Annotated in this window: 16 protein-coding genes; 11 read left to right on the top strand and 5 right to left on the bottom strand. The window is 42.0% G+C overall.

What is annotated here, in order from left to right; genetic code table 11:
- Nucleotides 1-179: 179 nt before the first annotated feature.
- Nucleotides 180-2,552 (bottom strand): polyprenyl synthetase family protein, encoded by a 2,373-nt coding sequence (locus LZD48_RS10655; RefSeq protein ID WP_235762731.1) that lies wholly within the window; start codon nucleotides 2,550-2,552, stop codon nucleotides 180-182.
- Nucleotides 2,553-2,945: 393 nt separating this feature from the next.
- On the opposite strand from LZD48_RS10655, the gene LZD48_RS10650 reads away from it, so the two are divergent.
- The 5 genes from LZD48_RS10650 (at nucleotide 2,946) to LZD48_RS10630 (ending at nucleotide 6,357) form a co-directional block, all read left to right on the top strand.
- Complete coding sequence (locus tag LZD48_RS10650; protein WP_235762730.1) at nucleotides 2,946-3,617, top strand: lactate racemase domain-containing protein; 672 nt, start codon at nucleotides 2,946-2,948, stop codon at nucleotides 3,615-3,617.
- Nucleotides 3,607-4,230 carry a fumarylacetoacetate hydrolase family protein gene (locus LZD48_RS10645; RefSeq protein ID WP_235762729.1) on the top strand — a complete coding sequence of 208 codons (624 nt, stop codon included), beginning with the start codon at nucleotides 3,607-3,609 and terminating at the stop codon, nucleotides 4,228-4,230. The genes LZD48_RS10650 and LZD48_RS10645 overlap by 11 nt, the downstream gene beginning before the upstream one ends.
- A gap of 94 nt (nucleotides 4,231-4,324) precedes the next feature.
- Entirely contained in the window at nucleotides 4,325-4,861 is a 537-nt protein-coding gene (locus LZD48_RS10640; protein WP_235762728.1) for a FadR/GntR family transcriptional regulator, read from the top strand.
- Nucleotides 4,815-5,213 (top strand): (Fe-S)-binding protein, encoded by a 399-nt coding sequence (locus tag LZD48_RS10635; RefSeq protein WP_310739806.1) that lies wholly within the window; start codon nucleotides 4,815-4,817, stop codon nucleotides 5,211-5,213. The genes LZD48_RS10640 and LZD48_RS10635 overlap by 47 nt, the downstream gene beginning before the upstream one ends.
- A gap of 331 nt (nucleotides 5,214-5,544) precedes the next feature.
- Nucleotides 5,545-6,357 (top strand): MATE family efflux transporter, encoded by an 813-nt coding sequence (locus tag LZD48_RS10630; RefSeq protein WP_235762727.1) that lies wholly within the window; start codon nucleotides 5,545-5,547, stop codon nucleotides 6,355-6,357.
- Nucleotides 6,358-6,539: 182 nt separating this feature from the next.
- Here the strand turns inward: LZD48_RS10630 and LZD48_RS10625 are convergent, their stop codons facing one another.
- Nucleotides 6,540-9,626, bottom strand: a complete 3,087-nt coding sequence (locus LZD48_RS10625) for an efflux RND transporter permease subunit (protein ID WP_235762726.1) — start codon at nucleotides 9,624-9,626, stop codon at nucleotides 6,540-6,542.
- 98 nt (nucleotides 9,627-9,724) lie between these two features.
- Between LZD48_RS10625 and LZD48_RS10620 the strand changes: the two genes are divergently transcribed.
- Nucleotides 9,725-10,585 carry a TetR/AcrR family transcriptional regulator gene (locus LZD48_RS10620; protein WP_235762725.1) on the top strand — a complete coding sequence of 287 codons (861 nt, stop codon included), beginning with the start codon at nucleotides 9,725-9,727 and terminating at the stop codon, nucleotides 10,583-10,585.
- Nucleotides 10,586-10,604: 19 nt separating this feature from the next.
- Here the strand turns inward: LZD48_RS10620 and LZD48_RS10615 are convergent, their stop codons facing one another.
- On the bottom strand, nucleotides 10,605-12,023 hold the full coding sequence (locus LZD48_RS10615) for an aspartate ammonia-lyase (protein ID WP_235762724.1): 1,419 nt from the start codon (nucleotides 12,021-12,023) through the stop codon (nucleotides 10,605-10,607).
- Nucleotides 11,993-12,157, bottom strand: coding sequence for a hypothetical protein (locus tag LZD48_RS10610; protein WP_235762723.1), 165 nt, complete (start codon nucleotides 12,155-12,157; stop codon nucleotides 11,993-11,995). Before LZD48_RS10610 ends, LZD48_RS10615 begins: the two co-directional genes overlap by 31 nt.
- A 190-nt stretch (nucleotides 12,158-12,347) precedes the next feature.
- Here LZD48_RS10610 and mqo point away from each other — a divergent pair, with 190 nt between their 5' ends.
- From mqo to hprK, 5 genes are all read left to right on the top strand, one after another.
- Entirely contained in the window at nucleotides 12,348-13,856 is a 1,509-nt protein-coding gene (gene mqo, locus LZD48_RS10605; RefSeq protein ID WP_235762722.1) for a malate dehydrogenase (quinone), read from the top strand.
- 267 nt (nucleotides 13,857-14,123) lie between these two features.
- Nucleotides 14,124-14,345 carry a DUF2829 domain-containing protein gene (locus tag LZD48_RS10600; protein ID WP_235762721.1) on the top strand — a complete coding sequence of 74 codons (222 nt, stop codon included), beginning with the start codon at nucleotides 14,124-14,126 and terminating at the stop codon, nucleotides 14,343-14,345.
- Nucleotides 14,346-14,676: 331 nt separating this feature from the next.
- The gene (locus LZD48_RS10595) at nucleotides 14,677-15,432 is read left to right on the top strand and encodes a 3-oxoacyl-ACP reductase (RefSeq protein WP_235762720.1); all 756 of its coding nucleotides are present in this window, start codon (nucleotides 14,677-14,679) and stop codon (nucleotides 15,430-15,432) included.
- A 176-nt stretch (nucleotides 15,433-15,608) separates the two neighbouring features.
- Entirely contained in the window at nucleotides 15,609-16,118 is a 510-nt protein-coding gene (locus tag LZD48_RS10590) for a QueT transporter family protein (RefSeq protein ID WP_235762719.1), read from the top strand.
- Between the two features lie 152 nt (nucleotides 16,119-16,270).
- Nucleotides 16,271-17,191 (top strand): HPr(Ser) kinase/phosphatase, encoded by a 921-nt coding sequence (gene hprK / locus LZD48_RS10585; protein WP_235762718.1) that lies wholly within the window; start codon nucleotides 16,271-16,273, stop codon nucleotides 17,189-17,191.
- Nucleotides 17,192-17,562: 371 nt separating this feature from the next.
- Here hprK and LZD48_RS10580 read toward each other — a convergent pair whose 3' ends face one another.
- The gene (locus LZD48_RS10580; protein WP_235762717.1) at nucleotides 17,563-18,975 is read right to left on the bottom strand and encodes a LysM peptidoglycan-binding domain-containing protein; all 1,413 of its coding nucleotides are present in this window, start codon (nucleotides 18,973-18,975) and stop codon (nucleotides 17,563-17,565) included.
- Nucleotides 18,976-19,152: the final 177 nt, after the last annotated feature.

Below are 19,152 nucleotides of genomic sequence, written 5' to 3'. Positions count from 1 at the left end.
GCACAATACAGCTTGAACCCTTTCATCCAATGTGTGTTTCATTACTTTCTCAGACATAATAAAAACTCCCTTTATAGTAGTAGAGATCTTTTATTATTTCTCTGTCTACTATAAAGGGAGCATATCAGAGAGCACTTGTCCCAGATTTCTGGGACAAAAGCTCTGACCCCCTGTCCCGCTCAATTTGTGCGTTTGATTGTGTAGTTCAGGAAGTGGGTAAGGAAGTTTGTTTTCAAGTTTGCTTTATTTAACGTTTCAGCAGCGAGGGTATAGTGATCCCACATCGCTTTCTTTGCATTCTCCACTCCTAAAACCGTTACAAAAGTGGATGTTTCATTTTCCATGTCTTGTCCGGCAGGCTTCCCAAGTGTTTCTACATCACTTTCCGCATCAAGCAAATCATCCTTAATTTGAAAGGCAATGCCTGTATGATAGGAGTACTTTTTCAGAAATGAAATGACCTCATCATTTTTCCCTGCCAAAATTGCCGGCATGACAAGGGACGCTTCAAAGGCAAGTCCTGTCTTATAAAAACAAATGGTTTCTAATTGTTCGAGCGTTACTTTTTTTCCTGCAGCCGCCAAATCCATTGCTTGACCTTTACACATTTCCGTGATGATCCCGGATGAATATTGAATCAGTTTCAGTATATTTCCTGCATCAAACCCGTCTAAGCTTGCCTGTTCAAAAACGGCCTGCTGGGTTAGATAAAGTCCGGTCAATTCTGCTGTTGCTGTATTATATACTTTGTGCAACGTTGGATGACCTCTCCTTACTGAAGCGTTATCCTGTGCCGGTAGGTCATCAAAAATCAGGGAGGCGGTATGCATATATTCCAATGATTTCAGGAGCGGAATCAAAGCATTTTGCTCCAAACCAAATGCCTCTGTCCCCATAAAGGCTGTTAATATCGGCCGTAATCTTTTTCCGCCACTTTCCAAACTATAATTTGCAGCTTCGACGATTGGTATGCCGACTTTGGAAGCTTCCGTCAATTGATTTGTTTCTTCGACCTGTAAGATTTCATCAATCATCGTGCGGAGCTCTTTTACTTTCCCTACAAATTCTTGTTTTTCTTTTTCTTCCTGCTTGTAGTTTCCAATCATATGATCACGTATGAGCTTATCCAAGAAATCGACATCATCTATTCTTTTCGTAAGCTTTTGTACATACTCCCAAAATGTTGGGTCCTTTGGTGCGAAGACCTTCATTACATTCTCATATGTCGCTTTATCTGCCCGGTTTCTAAATCGCTTTTGACTGTTGATCGCCCGGCTTAACAAGGCCTCCCGCACTCTTTCCTCCGAACCATATACTTCATGAAGCAGATAGGAAATAACGGCCCAATATAATTCAAACGGATTCAGCAAGTCATCTCGTTCTGTATGGTACGTCAAATAATACGTATATGGTGTAACCGCTCCGGATTCCAAATCGGCAAATAAATCGGTGAAATCATCTGCCAGCTGATTATAAATTCCATAATAAAATGTCCGTTCGTCAAACCCGTCATCAACCGGTGCTCCAATAATTGACCGGACGATGAGACGGGAAAATGCTGATTTTAAAATAATCGAGATATAAATATCCTCATTACTGTAATGTCGATTTTCGAGCTGTTTGGCTCTGTCCTTCTCCTGAGCTTCAAAGAACACATAAGCTTGTTCAAAAAAACGTTCACGCAGAGCTTGTGGCTGATGCCCCTTTATATATTCAAAACCGCTTTTCAGCTCGGAATGAATCATGCGGATGAATGATTGGTTGGAGCCAATCCAGCCGGTGATGTCAGGTACTTCACCAGTAAGAAGGGTTTCTCGGATAAATGCGGTATATTGTTTTTTATCTTCCTCATTCAGCAGATTGGAATCGAGCAGATCGTCGATAAACGGATAGGTGAGCCCGTAAGAATATCCCAGTCGAATTGCTTGATCTAAAGCTTCTTTCCGCTCATCTTGCGGCACATCCTCAGGAAGCATGTCCAGCTGGTGCATAAGTACACCGGCTATTAATTTCATCAACTTCCGCTGGGCTTCCAAACCGTCCATGCCTTTAGGAAGTTTCGCGTGAATTCTATCCCATCTTTCTACCAGCCAAATAAAAGAATGTTCAATACCCTCTTTCTTGGCGAGATGGTACAATGCTTCTGTCCGGAACAATCCAGGCTCGTTTTGTTTCATTTTCTTTTTAAGAAACGTTTTGGTGCTTGTAATTTTATCCAATGTATCTTGATCTTCAAAGGATTTGCCAAGGTCACGCATAAAAATATAGGAAACACTCCGATCAAGATAATGATCCAATTGTTCGGTGTCCCCAAGCCATTTTATATAGCGATTATAATCAGCTAGGCTTGGATTACTTTTTCTGCGTTTCATCCATTCTAAAGCAAGGTGTTTACCTGAATGCTGCTTTTCCCATAGTTTAAAATCATTCCCTAAATTTGTTATATATTTCTCTGAGTCTAAATAGCTGGAGAGCTTCCGAAAATACTCACCCGCTCTTTTTTCATGGATTAAAAAGCTCTTTTCTCTATTTATACTTGTCTCGTCATTCATTTAAAATACCCTCTGTCTGTAAATTCTAATACTGTGAAATTTTATCCCGGTTTAACCGTCCGTAAACTTCTACCTCAAAACTTTAGGGTCTTCGAGAAAGTTTAGGTGGGAAGAAACGTGAGCTAACACCTAAGGTTTCATTCAACTAACAATCAGCGGGGGATGAAGAAAAAATCCTCACAGATTGAAGTTCCATTTTATAATATCAACGTAACATGAAAATAATGATTTAGCTACCGGGGACATGGGGGTCAGAGCAACTGTCCCAATAAAACGGGACAAATGCTCTGACCCCCATGTCCCAAGTGCTCTGACTCCCAGCCTAGGAGGAGAAGATGACAGATTTAAAAAAACGATGTATTCTAGTTTCAAATCATGATTAGGGGGGATACGATGCAACTGTATGAGATAAGGCAGAAATATAAGGAGACAAAAGTGATTGATGTAAAGACAGTAATTAGAACAGAGCTTCAAAAAAATCAGAAATTGAATTCCTTACCAGACCAAGCTGAAATTGCAATCACTGCGGGCAGCAGAGGGATTGAAAATATTACACGTATCTTAAAGGAGACGATTGCATACCTGGAGGAAAACAATTACCGGCCGTTCATCGTTCCGGCGATGGGGAGTCATGGCGGTGCAACAGCAGAAGGACAGCTGGAAGTGCTGCATCATTTAGGGATTACGGAAGAAACGTTTGGGGTGCCGATTCGGTCAACAATGGAAGCTGTACACTTAGGGAACACCCCGGAAAATCTGCCTGTTTATATGGATGAACACGCCTACGATGCAGATGGAGTTCTTATCATTAATCGAGTGAAAGCCCATACTGCTTTTACCGGGAAAGTTGAAAGCGGTTTAAGTAAAATGGTCACTGTTGGGTTAGGGAAACAAAAAGGAGCAAGTTTCGTTCATGCCCAGGGTGCGGGAGAAATGGAACATAACATTTGGGAAGCGGCGCGGTTGGCTGTTGCGAACCACTTGACGAAAGCACGAATCAAGTTGAACGATCATCGTGTCCTGGAGCTTAAGGAAGGAGAGGAAAACAACAACCATGGAAATTAAGAATATATATTGTATCGGACGTAATTATAAAAATCATGCACTGGAACTTGGAAACGAAGTACCTGACAAGCCTTTAGTATTTTCAAAACCGACAAGTGCTCTTGCTGTTGCGGATGGAAGTGTCTTATCCTTCCCGCATCATCGCGGGGATATCCATCATGAATTGGAAATTGTCCTTTATATTGGCAACGATGTGAAGGACGGCTTCACCGTAGAGGATATTGTGACGCAAATGACGCTCGGAATTGATTTGACATTAAGAGATGTTCAATCAGCTCTAAAGAAAAAGGGACATCCATGGCTTGTCGCTAAAGGATTCAGGAATGCAGCAATTGTGACGGATTTTTGGGATTTCCCTGGTGTGGAACAAATAAAAGATGTGGAATTCACCTTGGAGCGTGATCGGGAAGCGGTTCAGCAGGGAAATATCCAATCTGTTATTTTTGATTTCCAAACGCTTCTTACGTACATCCATCAGGAAATTGGCCTGACAAAGGGTGATCTTATCTATACCGGTACCCCAGAAGGTGTCGGGCCGATTATGGACGGGGAAGTGTATACGCTGAAATGGAACAATGAAATAAAGGGGAGTTTTACGGTAAGCAAGCGGTAATAAATAGGAGAAAAAAGAAACAGGAATCAAGTTTCTTTTTTCTTAGCTTCTTGTGGACTGTCCACCTAGCCACTAGGCAGATCGGAGGCTTTCTATGGAATTTGCACCAATTAAAAAACGGAAAAGACAAATCAAAGAATCTATTGCAAATGGACAAATTTTACCAGGGGAGAAGCTTCCGTCCGAACGGGCACTTGCAGAAATGTTCCATGTCTCCCGGACATCCGTGAAAGAAGCCGTAACGGTTCTGGAGTCTTCCGGTATTATTACCGTCCGGCCTGGTGTCGGGATGTTTATCAATGAAGATTCGCAGCAAGACCTATTGCATAAATTTTCCGTGACAATGGACGTGAATGGAAGAGATTTTATTAATCTACTGGAATTGAGACAGGCAATTGAGGAAGATGCGGCATACCACGCAGCAAATCGCATGAGTCCTGCCGAACAGGAAGAGTTGACGATGATTTATGAAGAGCTGCTTGCAGTTGAGAAACGAGGAAATATCGCGTTGGAAGAAGATTTTGCTTTCCATTATTGTATTGTTGAATTATCACATAACCCGGTCATGCTGGAAGTGATGAACCTTGTTTCAGATAAAATCCGTACACTTGTCATTTACAAAAGAGATTAATAAGGTCATTACCTATCAGCCTTCCTGTCATATGACGAACGTGCAAAAACGGGTGAATGAACCGTTAGAGATGCTAAAGGCTATTCCAGGGATTACTTATCTTGAACTTCCAGACAAAAATATGTGCTGTGGTTCGGCGGGAATCTATAATATCGTTCATTACGAGGCGTCAATGGAAATATTGGATGAAAAAATGAAACATGTGGAGAAGGTTTCCCCGGAAGTAATCGTTACAACCAACCCAGGTTGCCACCTGCAGATGAAAGTCGGCGTAGAAAAAGAAGGACTGACTGATGTGATAGAAGTCGTTCACATCGTGGAACTCCTAGCAGAAGCATGTAATATCGAATAAATCGAGTTGAGTGGGACATGGGATCAGAGCATCTGTCCCGGTTGGGACAAATGCTCTGACCCCATGTCCCAAAAAAGAAAACAACTTGCAAGCAGCGCGGAATGTTGATATATCAGCATTCCGCGCTGTTTCAATCGATATGCCTATGCCATAAGTCCATTGTGATTCGTATAGAGTTATGTTTGGATGGAAAGAGAATGGAAAATGGTGGTACTTTTCCATCTACCCGCGGATGTGGGAAAATCCTATTTCTGCAACTTTTGCATGTTTAATAGGGTGATACATAGGATATAGAATAAAGAATATACTGAAAAGGGAGGAATACAGCAGAATGGACAAAAATAATGACCAACAATTAGAAGGGGATTATGAGGGAGAGATAGAAGAGAAATCTACGGCTACTCCGCAACAAGAAACCATTCATCAGCATGCTTCAACTTACCAAGAAGGGATCCAACCCACACATCAAGAGAACGTCCAACAGTCATCTGATGCAAATGAAAATCAGCAAAAAGAAACAAATTCCAAAGATAACAAAATTAATTTCGACTTTGACAAGAGCCTGAATGAATCGAAAGGGATATTAAAAGACGCAATCATCAAACCGAATTCCGTCATTAACTCCAACCGTTCAATCAGTTTAGAAACAAGTGTCATCATATTCGTTCTTTTATCCATTATCCTAGGAATTTTCGCATACTTTTCTGTGAAAAACCTTATGGACAATATGTTTGGCGGGCTAGGAGGATTTTTGGGCAGTTCGGTAGGAATTGAGTTTCTATTCCAAACGATGCTTGGATGGCTCATCACGTTTGCGCTTGGCTATTTTTCTTTATATTACATGCTTTCCTTTTTTGGAAACCGCAAAATGGAACATAAAATACTGCTGACGAAATACGTTACCGTCAATATTCCGTTTGTATTCGTATTTTGTATCATATTCGTGCTCTTTGGCTTGCTTGCTATTGAATACTTTATGATTATGTATGTGTTCGGGCTGATGCTTTTTGGTATGATTCATATTTATCTTTTCTTAGCTAATGTGAACAAACCAAAATTTGATTTGTTTTGGTTAAGTGCGGGCTATCTGTTTGTTTTACTCGTCGCAACGTATCTCCTAACAGGGATTGATTTTGGGATTTAATTTTAAAAAACATAATGAAATCGGAAAATGGGTCAATCAGGGTTTATGCCTGTTTGACCCATTTTATCTTGACATGGAGTGAACTCTATTCTTTATACCGAAACTGGGACAGTTGCTCTGACCCCAATGTCCCGCTGTACAAATAAAAGGACGGCCAGAATTAATCTGGTCGTCCTTTTCGATTAGTCTTCTCTAATGTTTTTCCGGTCTTTCTTAAAGAGTTTACTTAAAAACTCATAGACAAGCGGTACGATAATGAGTGTGAGTAAAGTGGAACTTGCAAGGCCACCGATAACGGTGATACCCAAGTCTCTTGATACAAGTCCGCCGCCACCTGTAACAGCAAGCGGGATAAGTGCCCCGATTGTTGCGATAGCTGTCATCAGGATGGGACGGAGACGTGTGCCTCCACCTTCGATAATTGCTTCACGAAGCGACATACCGCTGCGCTCCATGCGGATGATCCGGTCGACAAGCACAATCGCGTTCGTGACAATGATACCAATCAGCATCAGGAGTCCCATCATTACCGTTACGGAAATCGTTTCTCCAGTCAAGTATAGACCAACGAAAGATCCAATAACTGCAAATGGAAGGGAGAACAGAACTGCGAATGGAGCAATTCCTTCACTAAAGGTAACAACTAGGATGAAGTAAACAATCGCAATGGCAGCAAGCATCGCAACGCCAAGCTGTTCAAATGTTTCTTCCATGTCAGCTGCAACCCCAGCAATGTCTACTTCCACACCTCTAGGTAACTCAAGATCTTCAATTGCTTCATCAACCTCTGAAGTAGCGTGTGAAATATCCTGGTCTAAAATCGTTCCAGTAACGGTCGCATAATACTGGTTATTACTTCTGGATAATGTAGCAACCGTTGAATCTTCTTCCACGGAAACTAATTCAGATAACGGAAGTACAGTTCCTGGCTGAGCAGGTACAGGTACTTCTAATTCAAGCAATTCATCAATTGAAGTTGCATCTGTTTCTGCTTCTTGCTGAACAATCACATCAAGTGTGTCGCCATCTTTTTCTACCGTTGTCAGCACATCTTCTGTCGAGGAAGTGCTTAGCATACCGACGATTTGTCCTGTTGTTAAACCATATTGCAGGAGATCTGCTTGATCAACTTGCAAGACATGTTCGACATATGCTCCTTCTGCTGTAGAAGATACATCTTCCAAGCGCTCATTCTCAGTCATGACGTCTTCAACCATCTCAACGGCTTCATTTAGATCATTGAGGTCTTCACTGTAGAATGTATAGCTCAACTCATTCGAACTCATGTCCATCGAAGCAAAGTCCTGGCTGATCCATTCTCCGGAGTGGCCGATTTCCGTGATGTAATGTTTAATTTCATCCCGTACGTCAGGGAAGTTTTCCATATCATCATCGAATGTAACGAAGATTAGCGCTCCGCCACCACCGCCACCCATCATCGCCGCTTCAGGGGAGGTGGAATCATTGATGGAAAGCTGGACAATTTCTGTATCATCCCGAGCAATCAACTTATCTTCTACTTCTGCAACATTTTGTAGCGTATCATCCATTAACTCACCTGGTTCGGGTGAATAGGTGATATACATTACTTTTTCCTCATCGCTGCCTAGGAAACTGAAGCCGATCAGCGGCGTTAAGAATAAGCTTCCAACGAGCAGGGCAATCGCAATAACGGATGTAATGATTTTATGATTTAACGTCCAGTTCAGGAATCTCTTATATCCTTGTGTGATTTTACCTTGCTCTTTATGTTTCACTTCTGTCCGGTCACCATATAATTTCTTCTTGAACAATGTATGGGATAACGCAGGCACGATTGTAATTGCTACAACTAAGGAAGCGAGCAATGCAAGTGACATCGTTAAAGCAAACGGCATGAATAGTTCGCCGACCATACCGCCAATAAAGACCATGGGGGCAAATACTGCAATCGTCACTAATGTGGACGAAAGAATTGGTTTAAACATCTCAATGGTTGCTTCACGGATTAATGCCCGTCCTCTAAGTGGTTCATCTTTCAAGTGAAGTCGTCTATAAATATTTTCGACTACGACAATCGAGTCATCGATAACTCGTCCGATGGCAACTGTTACCGCTCCAAGGGTCATAATATTCATTGTAATATCCAGCCAGTTCAAAATCAAGAAAGCCGTGAAAATGGAAACTGGAATGGAGATGATGGAAATAATCGTGGATTTAATATCCCGTAAGAAAAGCAAGATGATCATAACAGCGATCAGTCCGCCGAATAGCGCTTTTTCCACCATTGTGCTAACGGAGTCTTCAATAGGTTCTCCTTGGTCAAGTGAGATATCTACGACAAGTCCGTCCAATCGATCCTGTTCTTTTTTCATTAAATCTTTGACCGCATTAACGACATCAACTGTGTTCGCTTGCTGACCCTTAACAATTTGAATCCCAATCGCATCTTCACCGTTCGTACGGGAGACCGATTCAACTTTACCGACTGTTTCAATTTCTGCAATGTCAGCAAGTTCGACAAATGGGACAGGGTTTTCTTCTGTTGGAGTAACTGGAATAACCATCTCTTCCAATTCTTCCGCCGTCATGAATTTCCCGTCAACGGCAACAGCTTCTTCTCCCTCTGTAAACTCATACAGACCGAGGGAAACAGCCATATCACTCGCTTGGATCATATCTCGTACGGTCTCTTCGTCGAGCTCGAGTTCTTCCATGTAGGCTTCATCGAATGTAAGCTGTACTTCTTCGACGTGATGACCAGCCATTGTAGCAGAGGCTACTCCGTCAAGCTTTTCAATTTTTGGCAGAATGACTTCATCTACGGTCGATGTAAGATCGATAATATCCTCTTCTGTACTACTGATACTTAGTGCAACAATCGGCATCATATCAAGACTGATTGCTGTAATGGTCGGTTCCCCGGCATCTTCTGGCAGATTAACGCCTTCAATTGCGTCCTGCAATTCGCGGCGCTTCTCCGCTATATCGACTCCATATTCATATTCAATTTGAATACTGGATAGGCTGGAAGACGAGTCAGAGTAAATATTTTTAACATCTTCTAGATCTTCTACAGTTCGTTCAAGCGGAATGGATATATCCTCCATCACCTGTTCCGCAGTTGCCCCCGGGTAAACATCCATCACCATTAAATAAGGAATGGATATATCTGGAATGGACTCTGTTTTCATTTGAGTCCCGGCATAAATACCACTGGCAGTTACGATAATGGTGAGTAACCAAACCGCAAGCTTATTTTTCATAACGAAATTAGCTATACTTTTCATTTGCACCGTCCCTTTGTTGACATTATAAACTCATTTTCCTATAATAAATGACCAGCGGGTCAGAAGTCAATAGAAATAGCAGAAAGCAGGACGATAAAATGGAAAAAAGAAAGCTAATTATGGAAAAGGCACTGGAACTTTTTGCTGAACAAGGATTCCGTGAAACATCTGTCCAGGAAATCACTGAGCGTTCTGGTATATCAAAAGGTGCTTTTTATCTTTCATTTAAATCGAAGGATGAACTGATTATGGCCTTAATCCACAAATTTCTACAAGAGTTCATGATAAATATTGACCAATTAGTCAGTGAAGGTGCTTCCGACCAACTACTCTATAATTTTTACGAATATCACTTTGACCGATTTTTGAAGCAATCCGGTTTCGCAAAAGTCTTTATGAAAGAGCAAGTCCACTTTTTAGATGAGGAATTTATCACACAAATCAGTGGCTATAATGAACGGATGCGAGAATCGATTTTAACGATGCTTGAAAAAGTATATGGGGATAAAGTGCTGGAAAACAAATATGATCTCGTTTATACGATTCTTGGCCTCATGAAAAGTTATATGGAAATATTGCTACTCACAGACCTGCCATTTGAGGCAAAACAGCTTGCCGCATCCCTTGTGGAAAAGACGGATATTTTAGCGAAACATATGAGCCAACCTGCTATTACAGAAGATGTTTACATCATGCTAAAAGGACCGCAGGAAACGATCCTTACAATGGAACGGGTCTACGCGATTCTTGATGAGACGATTGCTTCACTGGAAGAATCTGTGGAAAAGGAATCTATTGTTATGCTGAAAAATGAGCTGATGAACCCTTCATTGAATCAAGCGGTGATTAAAGGTTTACTTAAAAATATTGAAGCCAATCCCCAGTGCAAGCGGGCTGCTTATGTATTCCACCATTACTTTGAACAGCAAAATAAATGGTCGGTCAGGGATGAATCCTGAACCGACCATTTCCAATTAATTACTTTCTGGCATGTACTTTATCTTTCCCAGCAATTCCTGGGGAAGTTAAGTTGTTTAAGTCGAGAATCATATCGACTTCTTTTTCTGAAAGAATTCCGTTATCAATACAGATTTCCCGGATTGGACGGTTCGTTTCAACTGCAATTCGAGCGACTTCGGTTGCTTTTTCATAACCGACATATGGATTAATCGCAGTGACGAGAGAAATACTGCGCTCGACCATATTTCGGCAATGCTCGATATTCGCTGTCATACCTTCAATGGCATATTCTTTAAAGATGTGAATACCGTTTTCTAAAATTGAAATGGATTCAAGCAGATTGAAGACAAGGACTGGCTTCATGACGTTCAATTCCAATTGTCCATTTTCCGCTGCCATCCCAATAGTCGTGTCATTCCCAGCAACCTGATAAGCAATTTGGCTAATCACCTCGCAAATAACTGGGTTTACTTTGCCTGGCATGATGGAAGAGCCGCTCTGCCGCGCTGGAAGATTGATTTCTCCAAGTCCTGCGGTTGGTCCCGAACTCATCAGGCGTAAGTCATTTGCGATTTTCGATATATTTAACGCATGGATTTTCAACATACCAGATACTTCGGTATAGACATCCGTATTTTGAGTAGCATCGATCAAGCTTTCACTGCTTTTCAGTGCGAAGCCAGTAAGCTCTGCTAAGTATTCGACAGCTTTCTCCGTATATTCCGGCAGGGCATTTAGTCCGGTTCCGACAGATGTTCCGCCAAGGTTAATAGAGCGCAAGCCTTTGATTGACCTGCTGATTCGCTCTAAGTCACGGTCAATTACGGAATAATAGCCGGTGAATTCTTGTCCGAGGCGAATCGGAACAGCATCCTGCAGGTGGGTTCTGCCCATTTTAATAACGTTGTCGAACGCTTCAGATTTCGATTTCAATGCATCCACAAGCTTGGCAATTTTATCAACGAGGTGATGAAGTCGTTCAATCAGTGCAATATTCACTGCCGTTGGGAATACATCGTTTGTTGATTGTGCCATATTGACATGCGAGTTCGGGCTGATGATACTGTAGTTGCCTTTCTTTTCGCCTAATAATTCGAGTGCCCGGTTCGCGATAATTTCATTTGCATTCATATTAAAGGAAGTTCCTGCTCCACCCTGAATCGGGTCGACGATAAATTGGTCATCAAACTTCCCGTTAATTATTTCCTCGGAAGCTGTTACAATTGCTTCAGCGATCCGCTTATCCAATTGGCCAAGCTCGGCATTCGTCATCGCGGCAGCTTTTTTAACAAATCCAATTGCTCGGATAAGTGTTACGTCCGTTTTATAACCTGTAATCGGGAAATTATCCCTCGCTCTCACGCTTTGCACGCCATAATAGACGTCGTCCGGTATTTCTACTTCTCCTAAAAAGTCTTTCTCCACGCGTACTTCCATTCCTGCATCCCTTTCCACCCTATATTTAACTTACCGTTATTTTTAAACAATTCATCTTCCATTGTACAATTTTTCTTACGATTTGTCAGTAGCTTGACGAACTCTTCAGACGAATAAAAAAAGGATTCATCCATTATTGTTCCTCATTTAATCAAAAAATACTGATTTTACCGGAAAAGCTGGAGCAGATTTGGGGAATATGATAAAATAATAGTGTTACAACTATATAGATTTGTGGGCAGAATTCATCGGGGTTTATTAATGAATTGAATTTGTGGAAGCACTTTCATTATTTGAAAATATACAGATAAGGAAGAGGATAGTATGAATAAAAGGGAGAACGCAGATGTTATTTTAATCGGTGCTGGGATTATGAGTGCAACGCTTGGTACGTTATTGCATGAATTGGTGCCAGATTGGAACATTACAGTGTTGGAGAAGCTAGGTAAGGCTGGGGAGGAAAGTTCACATGAATTAAATAATGCTGGTACAGGGCATGCTGCATTATGTGAATTAAACTACACGACGGAAAAACCGGACGGCACAATTGATGGAACGAAAGCGAATAACGTGAATGAACAGTTCCAAGTTTCCTTACAGTTCTGGTCCTATCTTGTAAAGAAAGGCTTATTACAGGAGCCGAAGAAATTTATTAGATCCTTGCCGCATATTAGCTTGGTCCAAGGTGAAAAGAACGTTGAATTTTTAAAGAAGCGTTATGAATTAATGAAAGAAAATCCATTGTTTGAAGATATCGAATACACGGAAGACCCTGCAACACTAGCGGAATGGCTACCACTTGTTATGAACGACAGAGTTCTTGAGGACGGCATTGCTGCAACGAAGATTGATAGTGGAACGGATGTGAACTTTGGCGCATTAACACGGAAGTTATTTGAACATCTTGACGAGACAGGTGCAGATATTCAGTACAACCGTGAAGTTGAAGATCTTAAACAAAAACCGGCGGGCTGGGAAGTGAAAGTGAAAAATCATGAAACCGGCAAGACGGAAAGCCATTTTGCGAAATTCGTTTTCATTGGCGGCGGTGGCGGTAGCTTACATCTTTTACAAAAAACAGGTATTCCGGAGAGCAGACATATCGGCGGGTTCCCTGTAAGCGGAATCTTTATGGTATGTAATAATCCGGAAATTGTCGAGCAGCATAACGCTAAAGTATACGGAAAAGCAAAAGTAGGAGCTCCGCCAATGTCTGTTCCGCATTTAGATACACGCTATATCAATAACAAAAGGCAATTATTATTCGGCCCGTATGCTGGATTCTCGCCGAAGTTCTTGAAGACAGGTTCCAATATGGACTTAATCACTTCGGTTAAACCGAGTAACGTGTTCACGATGCTAGCTGCAGGTGCAAAAGAATTGCCGCTTACGAAGTACTTGGTGACACAAGTACTGCAATCCAAAGAACAGCGCATGAAAGAACTTCGTGAATTTATCCCAGATGCAAAGAGCGAGGACTGGGATTTGATCGTCGCCGGGCAGCGTGTACAGGTCATTAAAGACACAGATTACGGCGGAAAAGGGACACTGCAGTTCGGTACAGAAGTGATTACAGGAGCGGACGGATCAGTCGCCGCATTACTCGGTGCATCACCAGGTGCATCAACTGCTGTTCAGGTTATGCTGGATATTTTGAACCGCTGTTTCCCGGATCGCATAGAAGAGTGGGAGCCGAAGATTACAGAAATGGTCCCGTCTCATGGTATGCGCCTACGCGAAAATCCGGAATTGCTGCGTGAAATTAAAGCATCAACATCTGAAGTTCTGGAATTAAACAAAGTCGACGAATCAGATTTATTAGCAACTGTATAATAAGCATATAAAACATCTGCGCACTGCCGCGGGTGTTTTTAAATTTATAAGCATGAATGAATTTCATCATTACCAAAGTCGGCTTTTCCATCACCATATGTAGTTGGGAACGAACCAACTCAACTACATATGGTGATGGTGAAGCATTAAATACGTATTATGAAATTCATTAGCATAGATAAAGATTAACAAGACATATATCCGCCATATTTGAAAACAATCCAGGTATCCTCTATACTTTTATGTATGAAGAAAGGATGAGCTCGTATGAAATTTGAAGAGGCATTGCCACGTCTTCGGGCGGGTGAAAAAATAATCCGTTCCGGTTGGCCGGGCGCTGAACTTTACGTCAAGCTTGTTGGTGAAAGTGCAATCGATGGTGAAAAATTGAATCCATATTTATTAATAAATGTCGAGGGGGAAGGGTATACAATGTTTACCCCGACTGTTTGTGATTTACTTGCAGAAGATTGGGAAATAGTCAAGTAAAGGGGGAGCCTATTTTTAGCATGGGCTCTTTTTTAATAGTAACTATAAAATAAAAGTGCTATGGATAACTTAGGTATTCAGGGCTGGCCACGTCCGGCTCAAGCGCCCAGCAACTATCAAACTTCACACTCCTCCAATCGATAAAGAAGACTTAGCCGTTTGGTCTTTGTGAGGCTTAGTCGCACTTATACCCTTGCGGTGAAAGTCAACATCAACTCTCTATCGTCGCCTGAGTTTCCTTTATCTCCCCTTCGGAGTGCTCCAGTTTGTACGTTGCTAAACGGGCGCTTGCGCCTTTGTTCTATAAAAAACTTTAAAAGGATGATGATGCTTGAATTTTTCAGAGTACGATGGGAAAACGGTTTTTATTACAGGTGCAGCTTCGGGGATTGGCTATGCGCAGGCAGAAGCCTTCTTGAAGCAAGGTGCTTCCGTATTTGCGGTGGATCAGAATGAAATGGGTTTACAGCTGTTAAAACAAGCGTACCCGGAGAAATTTGCTTTTTGGTGTGCGAATGTAGCGGAGAAGCAAGAAGTTGCGGAAGCGGTCCATCAAGCATTAAGAGAGTATGTCCGGATTGATATTCTCGTGAATACAGCAGGCATCCTCGATGATTATAAAACAACCCTCGATACGACGGAAGAATTATGGGATAACGTATTTGATACAAACGTGAAAGGAATTTATCATGTTACGAATAATATCCTGCCTCATATGTTGAAATGGGAGCAAGGTGTTATTGTGAATACCGCATCGATTGCCGGGCTTGTCGCAGGTGGCGGGGGAGCGGCATACACGGCTTCCAAGCATGCGATTGTCGGCTATACGAAACAGCTCGCTTATGATTACAGCAGGAAAGGGATCCGGGTAAACGCGATAGCACCTGGAGCAATCCGGACCCCAATGAACGCAGAAGACTTCGCGGGTGGAGGCGAGATGGCGAACTGGGTGGCAGAAGAGACACCGGCCGGGCGCTGGGCTGAACCAGAAGAAGTTGCAAGCCTTACCTTATATCTTGCAAGCAGTGCGGCAGATTATATTCATGGAGCTGTTATCCCGGTTGACGGCGGCTGGACTGTTAAATAGCGTATCCTAACTCTTTTCAGGCAAAAATCCTTCTATGCAACAGAAGGGTTTTTTGTTATACTCATCTGGCAAACTTTTTTGCTTGTATTATGGCACTTTGCAGGGCGCTTGTCCGATCCTTTGGCCATAATTATTACTAAAATAGCAATCTGCTATTTTACAAAGGAGTCTATCAAATGAATAGTTCTATTGCACACGAAGAGTCACTGACTTCCATAAGAAGTATAGTGAAAATTTCATTAGTTGCCGCATTATATATGGCGGTCACCCTCATTTTATCTGTCATTAGCTTTGGACCAATCCAGCTCCGTCTATCTGAAATGTTCAATTACCTGGCACTATTTCACAAAAGATATATTGTCGCGGTTTTCTTGGGTGTTGTGATTGCGAACTTCATGTCACCGATGTGGTTTATCGATGTGCCAATCGGCGGACTTGCGACCCTTGCAGTACTGCTCGCGGCCCGGGCTCTGACAAAAAATATAAAAAATGTAAAAGCTAAATTTGTTGTTACAGCTATTATTTTTACGTTATCGATGTTTACCGTCGCTGTGCAGCTTTATATCCTATTCAATCTTCCATTTTGGATGACTTATCTCACGGTTGCCCTAGGGGAACTGCTATCTATGACAATCGGTGGGTTCATCATGTACATGGTAAGTAAGAGAGTGGATCTGACAAAATAAGACGAAAGCCAGGTTTTCAAAGTGTTGACCTGGTTTTTAGTATTTGTATTAAATTACCGAGTCCCCTTACTATACGCCGCAATATATTGTATAATAGATTCAACTATCATTGAAACGGAAACACATTAGAAAAAGAGAAATTAGGTGTAAAAGTGAAAACAATTAGTGTAGAACGAATTTCCAAAGAATTATCCTTGGAAATTCTTGCAGGGGCAGATAGTCTTGACAGAAAAGTATCAAAGAATAAATCACACCGGCCAGGACTTGAGTTTATCGGTTATTTTGATTTTTTCCCGACGGAACGCGTGCAAGTTCTCGGATTAACGGAAATAAATTACTTGAAATCGCTTAGTGTGGAAGAAAGAAAACAAAGAATCGGCAATATTGTAAATTACCATCCTCCTTGCTTTATTGTAACGCGGGGACAAGAAGAATTGACCTATCTCGAACAGTATTGCAACCAGGAGAATATTCCGTTACTCCGAACGAATGATTCTACATATGAATTCATCGCTAAATTGGACGCTTATTTGGGTAGAGCTCTAGCAGAGGAGATTGCTGTACCGGGTGTTTGCCTCAATGTATTCGGGATTGGAATCCTCTTGCGCGGTGAATCGGGAATAGGAAAAAGTGAAACCGCTTATACGCTAATCGGTCGGGGTCATCGTCTTGTTGCCGATGATATCGTCGTCCTTAGAAAGCTTAGTCACCGTACGATCCTTGGAACACACAATGAGATGAATAAAGAATTCCTTGCATTAAGAAGTGTAGGTCTGTTAAATATTGTTCGTGTTTATGGAAGAAAAGCATTCCAGGATGAAACGCGGATTGCGCTTGATATCGAGCTCACCAAATGGGGAGATAATGAGCTGAACAATGATCTTGAGTTAAAGACAGAATATACGAGTTATATGGGAGTCGAAATTCCTCATATTAAAATCCAGCTTCAGCCGGGAAGAGATGTTGCCGGTTTAATTGAGGCAGCAGCAAACAGCTGGTATTTAAAACAACAAGGCTACAGTGCTGCTGAAGAATTTATCCATCGAACGGAAAATTATAATGGAAACGAATAAGGACAGCTGGTTCGAGCTGTCCTTTTCTTGTGTCCGGTAAATGGCCGGTTTTTCGTAGGGCGAGCATTGTCAGTTAAAACTCCAGCCTCTTCCAATTGAGAAAGAAAATTTATCCGTTCGTTCTTTGTCAGGCTTAGTCACCATTTAATCAACTGAAGCACCAGACGGCCAGATTTTTCGGGCGATTAGGGCATTACTAATCTACCTAATCAGCGGAATGGCAGCTCCTTCAGTTGATTAGGAGCTCTCTGATTTATCGAAACAACAGAAAATCAGATCTTTTACGTGATTAAGGGATATGTTTCTTACAAGTAAAAGAAAAGTTCGATTAAATTTATCTGCTTCTGGGGCGTTTCCCGCTCTTATTCTTTTTAAATCCGCTTTCTTACCGTAAAGTTATCCCGCAGCAATTCCCAGTTCTGAGGGAAAGGATAGCCGAGTGCCCAATAACTGATTCCGCCAAGATTGAATTCTTTTGCCAAATCAAACTTTGCCTGAGCACTTCTCGCATCCTCAAACCACACTTCATGATCTACGCCGTCTTCATCCGTATAACGAAAGAACGGTGAAGCGGCAACTTCATCATACTGAATTTCTGCGTTATATTCGGTAGCAAGCTCCACAGCCCTTTGAGGACTGAACGTTTGTGCAGCTTGCCCCTGCACATGTGGCAACTTCCAATCCCGCGCGTAAATCTGGAAACCGAGGAATATTTTTTCCGCGGGGATTTCTGTCAAGGCATATTTTATAACCCGCCGCATTTGGTTTAACGGTGAAATGGCTTGAGGCGGACCGAGACGGTATCCCCATTCATATGTCATCACGACAACGAAATCGGCAATCCTTCCTTGGGCTGCATAATCATGTGCTTCATATAATAATCCAGGCTGGTCGGCGCTCGTCTTCGGTGCTACAGCGGTCGAAACAAAATAGCCTTCTGGATGGAGCCGGTCCACAGCCAATTGAATAAAGTTATTGAAACGCTCCCTGTCTTCCGGCAATACATTTTCAAAATCAATATTTAATCCCCGGTAGCCTTTTTCATTCATCACCCTTAAAATATTCGTCAATAATGTATCCATCAGTTCGTCGCTCGTTAGAATGGTATGAGTGAGGGTGGACCCGGCTTCCTCCGAGGTGAAATTCAAAATCGACATCATCGGCAAAATATTCTCCTCATAACTTGCAGCAATCATCTGCTCATCCGGAAAAGGCTCCAAGCTTCCATCCGCTTGAATCAAATAGGCGAATGGGCTCACAATTGTCAGCAGCTCTCCAACTTCACGGATCGACTGGGCGCCAGCAGCATCTTGTTGGTAGGAATAGGCATTGACATCAATAATTGGTTTTTCCCGTGGGATAAACAGTGTTTGGCCAGTGAAGATAGGCTCGGTTATCGTGAGGGCATTCTCCTGGGCGAGTGCATATACAGATACCCCATACTGGTTTGCAATACTTGCGAGCGTCTCACCTGGTGCCACTTCATGACGTAGAAGTGGAATAAAAATTTCCTGTCCTGGCATGAGTGTCTCCGCATCAATTCCTGGATTTGCTTCTAAAACTAGATTTAAAGACATTCCATAATCATTAGCAATACTCCACAAGCTTTCTCCAGCCCGAACCGTATGCCACGTTCCTTTAACCGGAATAAGTAAAGCCAGCCCAACAACAAGCTGTTCTGGATTCGGCAAATCATTTACCCGCAATAAATCGGCCATGCTCACCCCATATCGTTCGTGTAACGTATACAAATTATCTCCTGGCTCCCCAACATGAATAATCAAAACAAACTCCCCCTCACAAATTTCGCTCCAATATCCTATGCCCAAAAAGTGAGAATGTGTAGGAAATAGGGTCAGGGCATTTGTTCCGCTAAATTAATAGAAATTTTAAGAAATAAATCATTATCCCAATAGACATCTGCCTATAACATGTTAAAATTAAAGTAAGGAAATGATTGG

Origin of the sequence: Oceanobacillus alkalisoli (genome assembly GCF_021556485.1) — a bacterium.
Taxonomy (GTDB): Bacteria; Bacillota; Bacilli; order Bacillales; family Amphibacillaceae; genus Oceanobacillus; species Oceanobacillus alkalisoli.
Note: the sequence above shows the minus strand (reverse complement) of the source record. Positions and strands in the feature narration are given on the sequence as shown.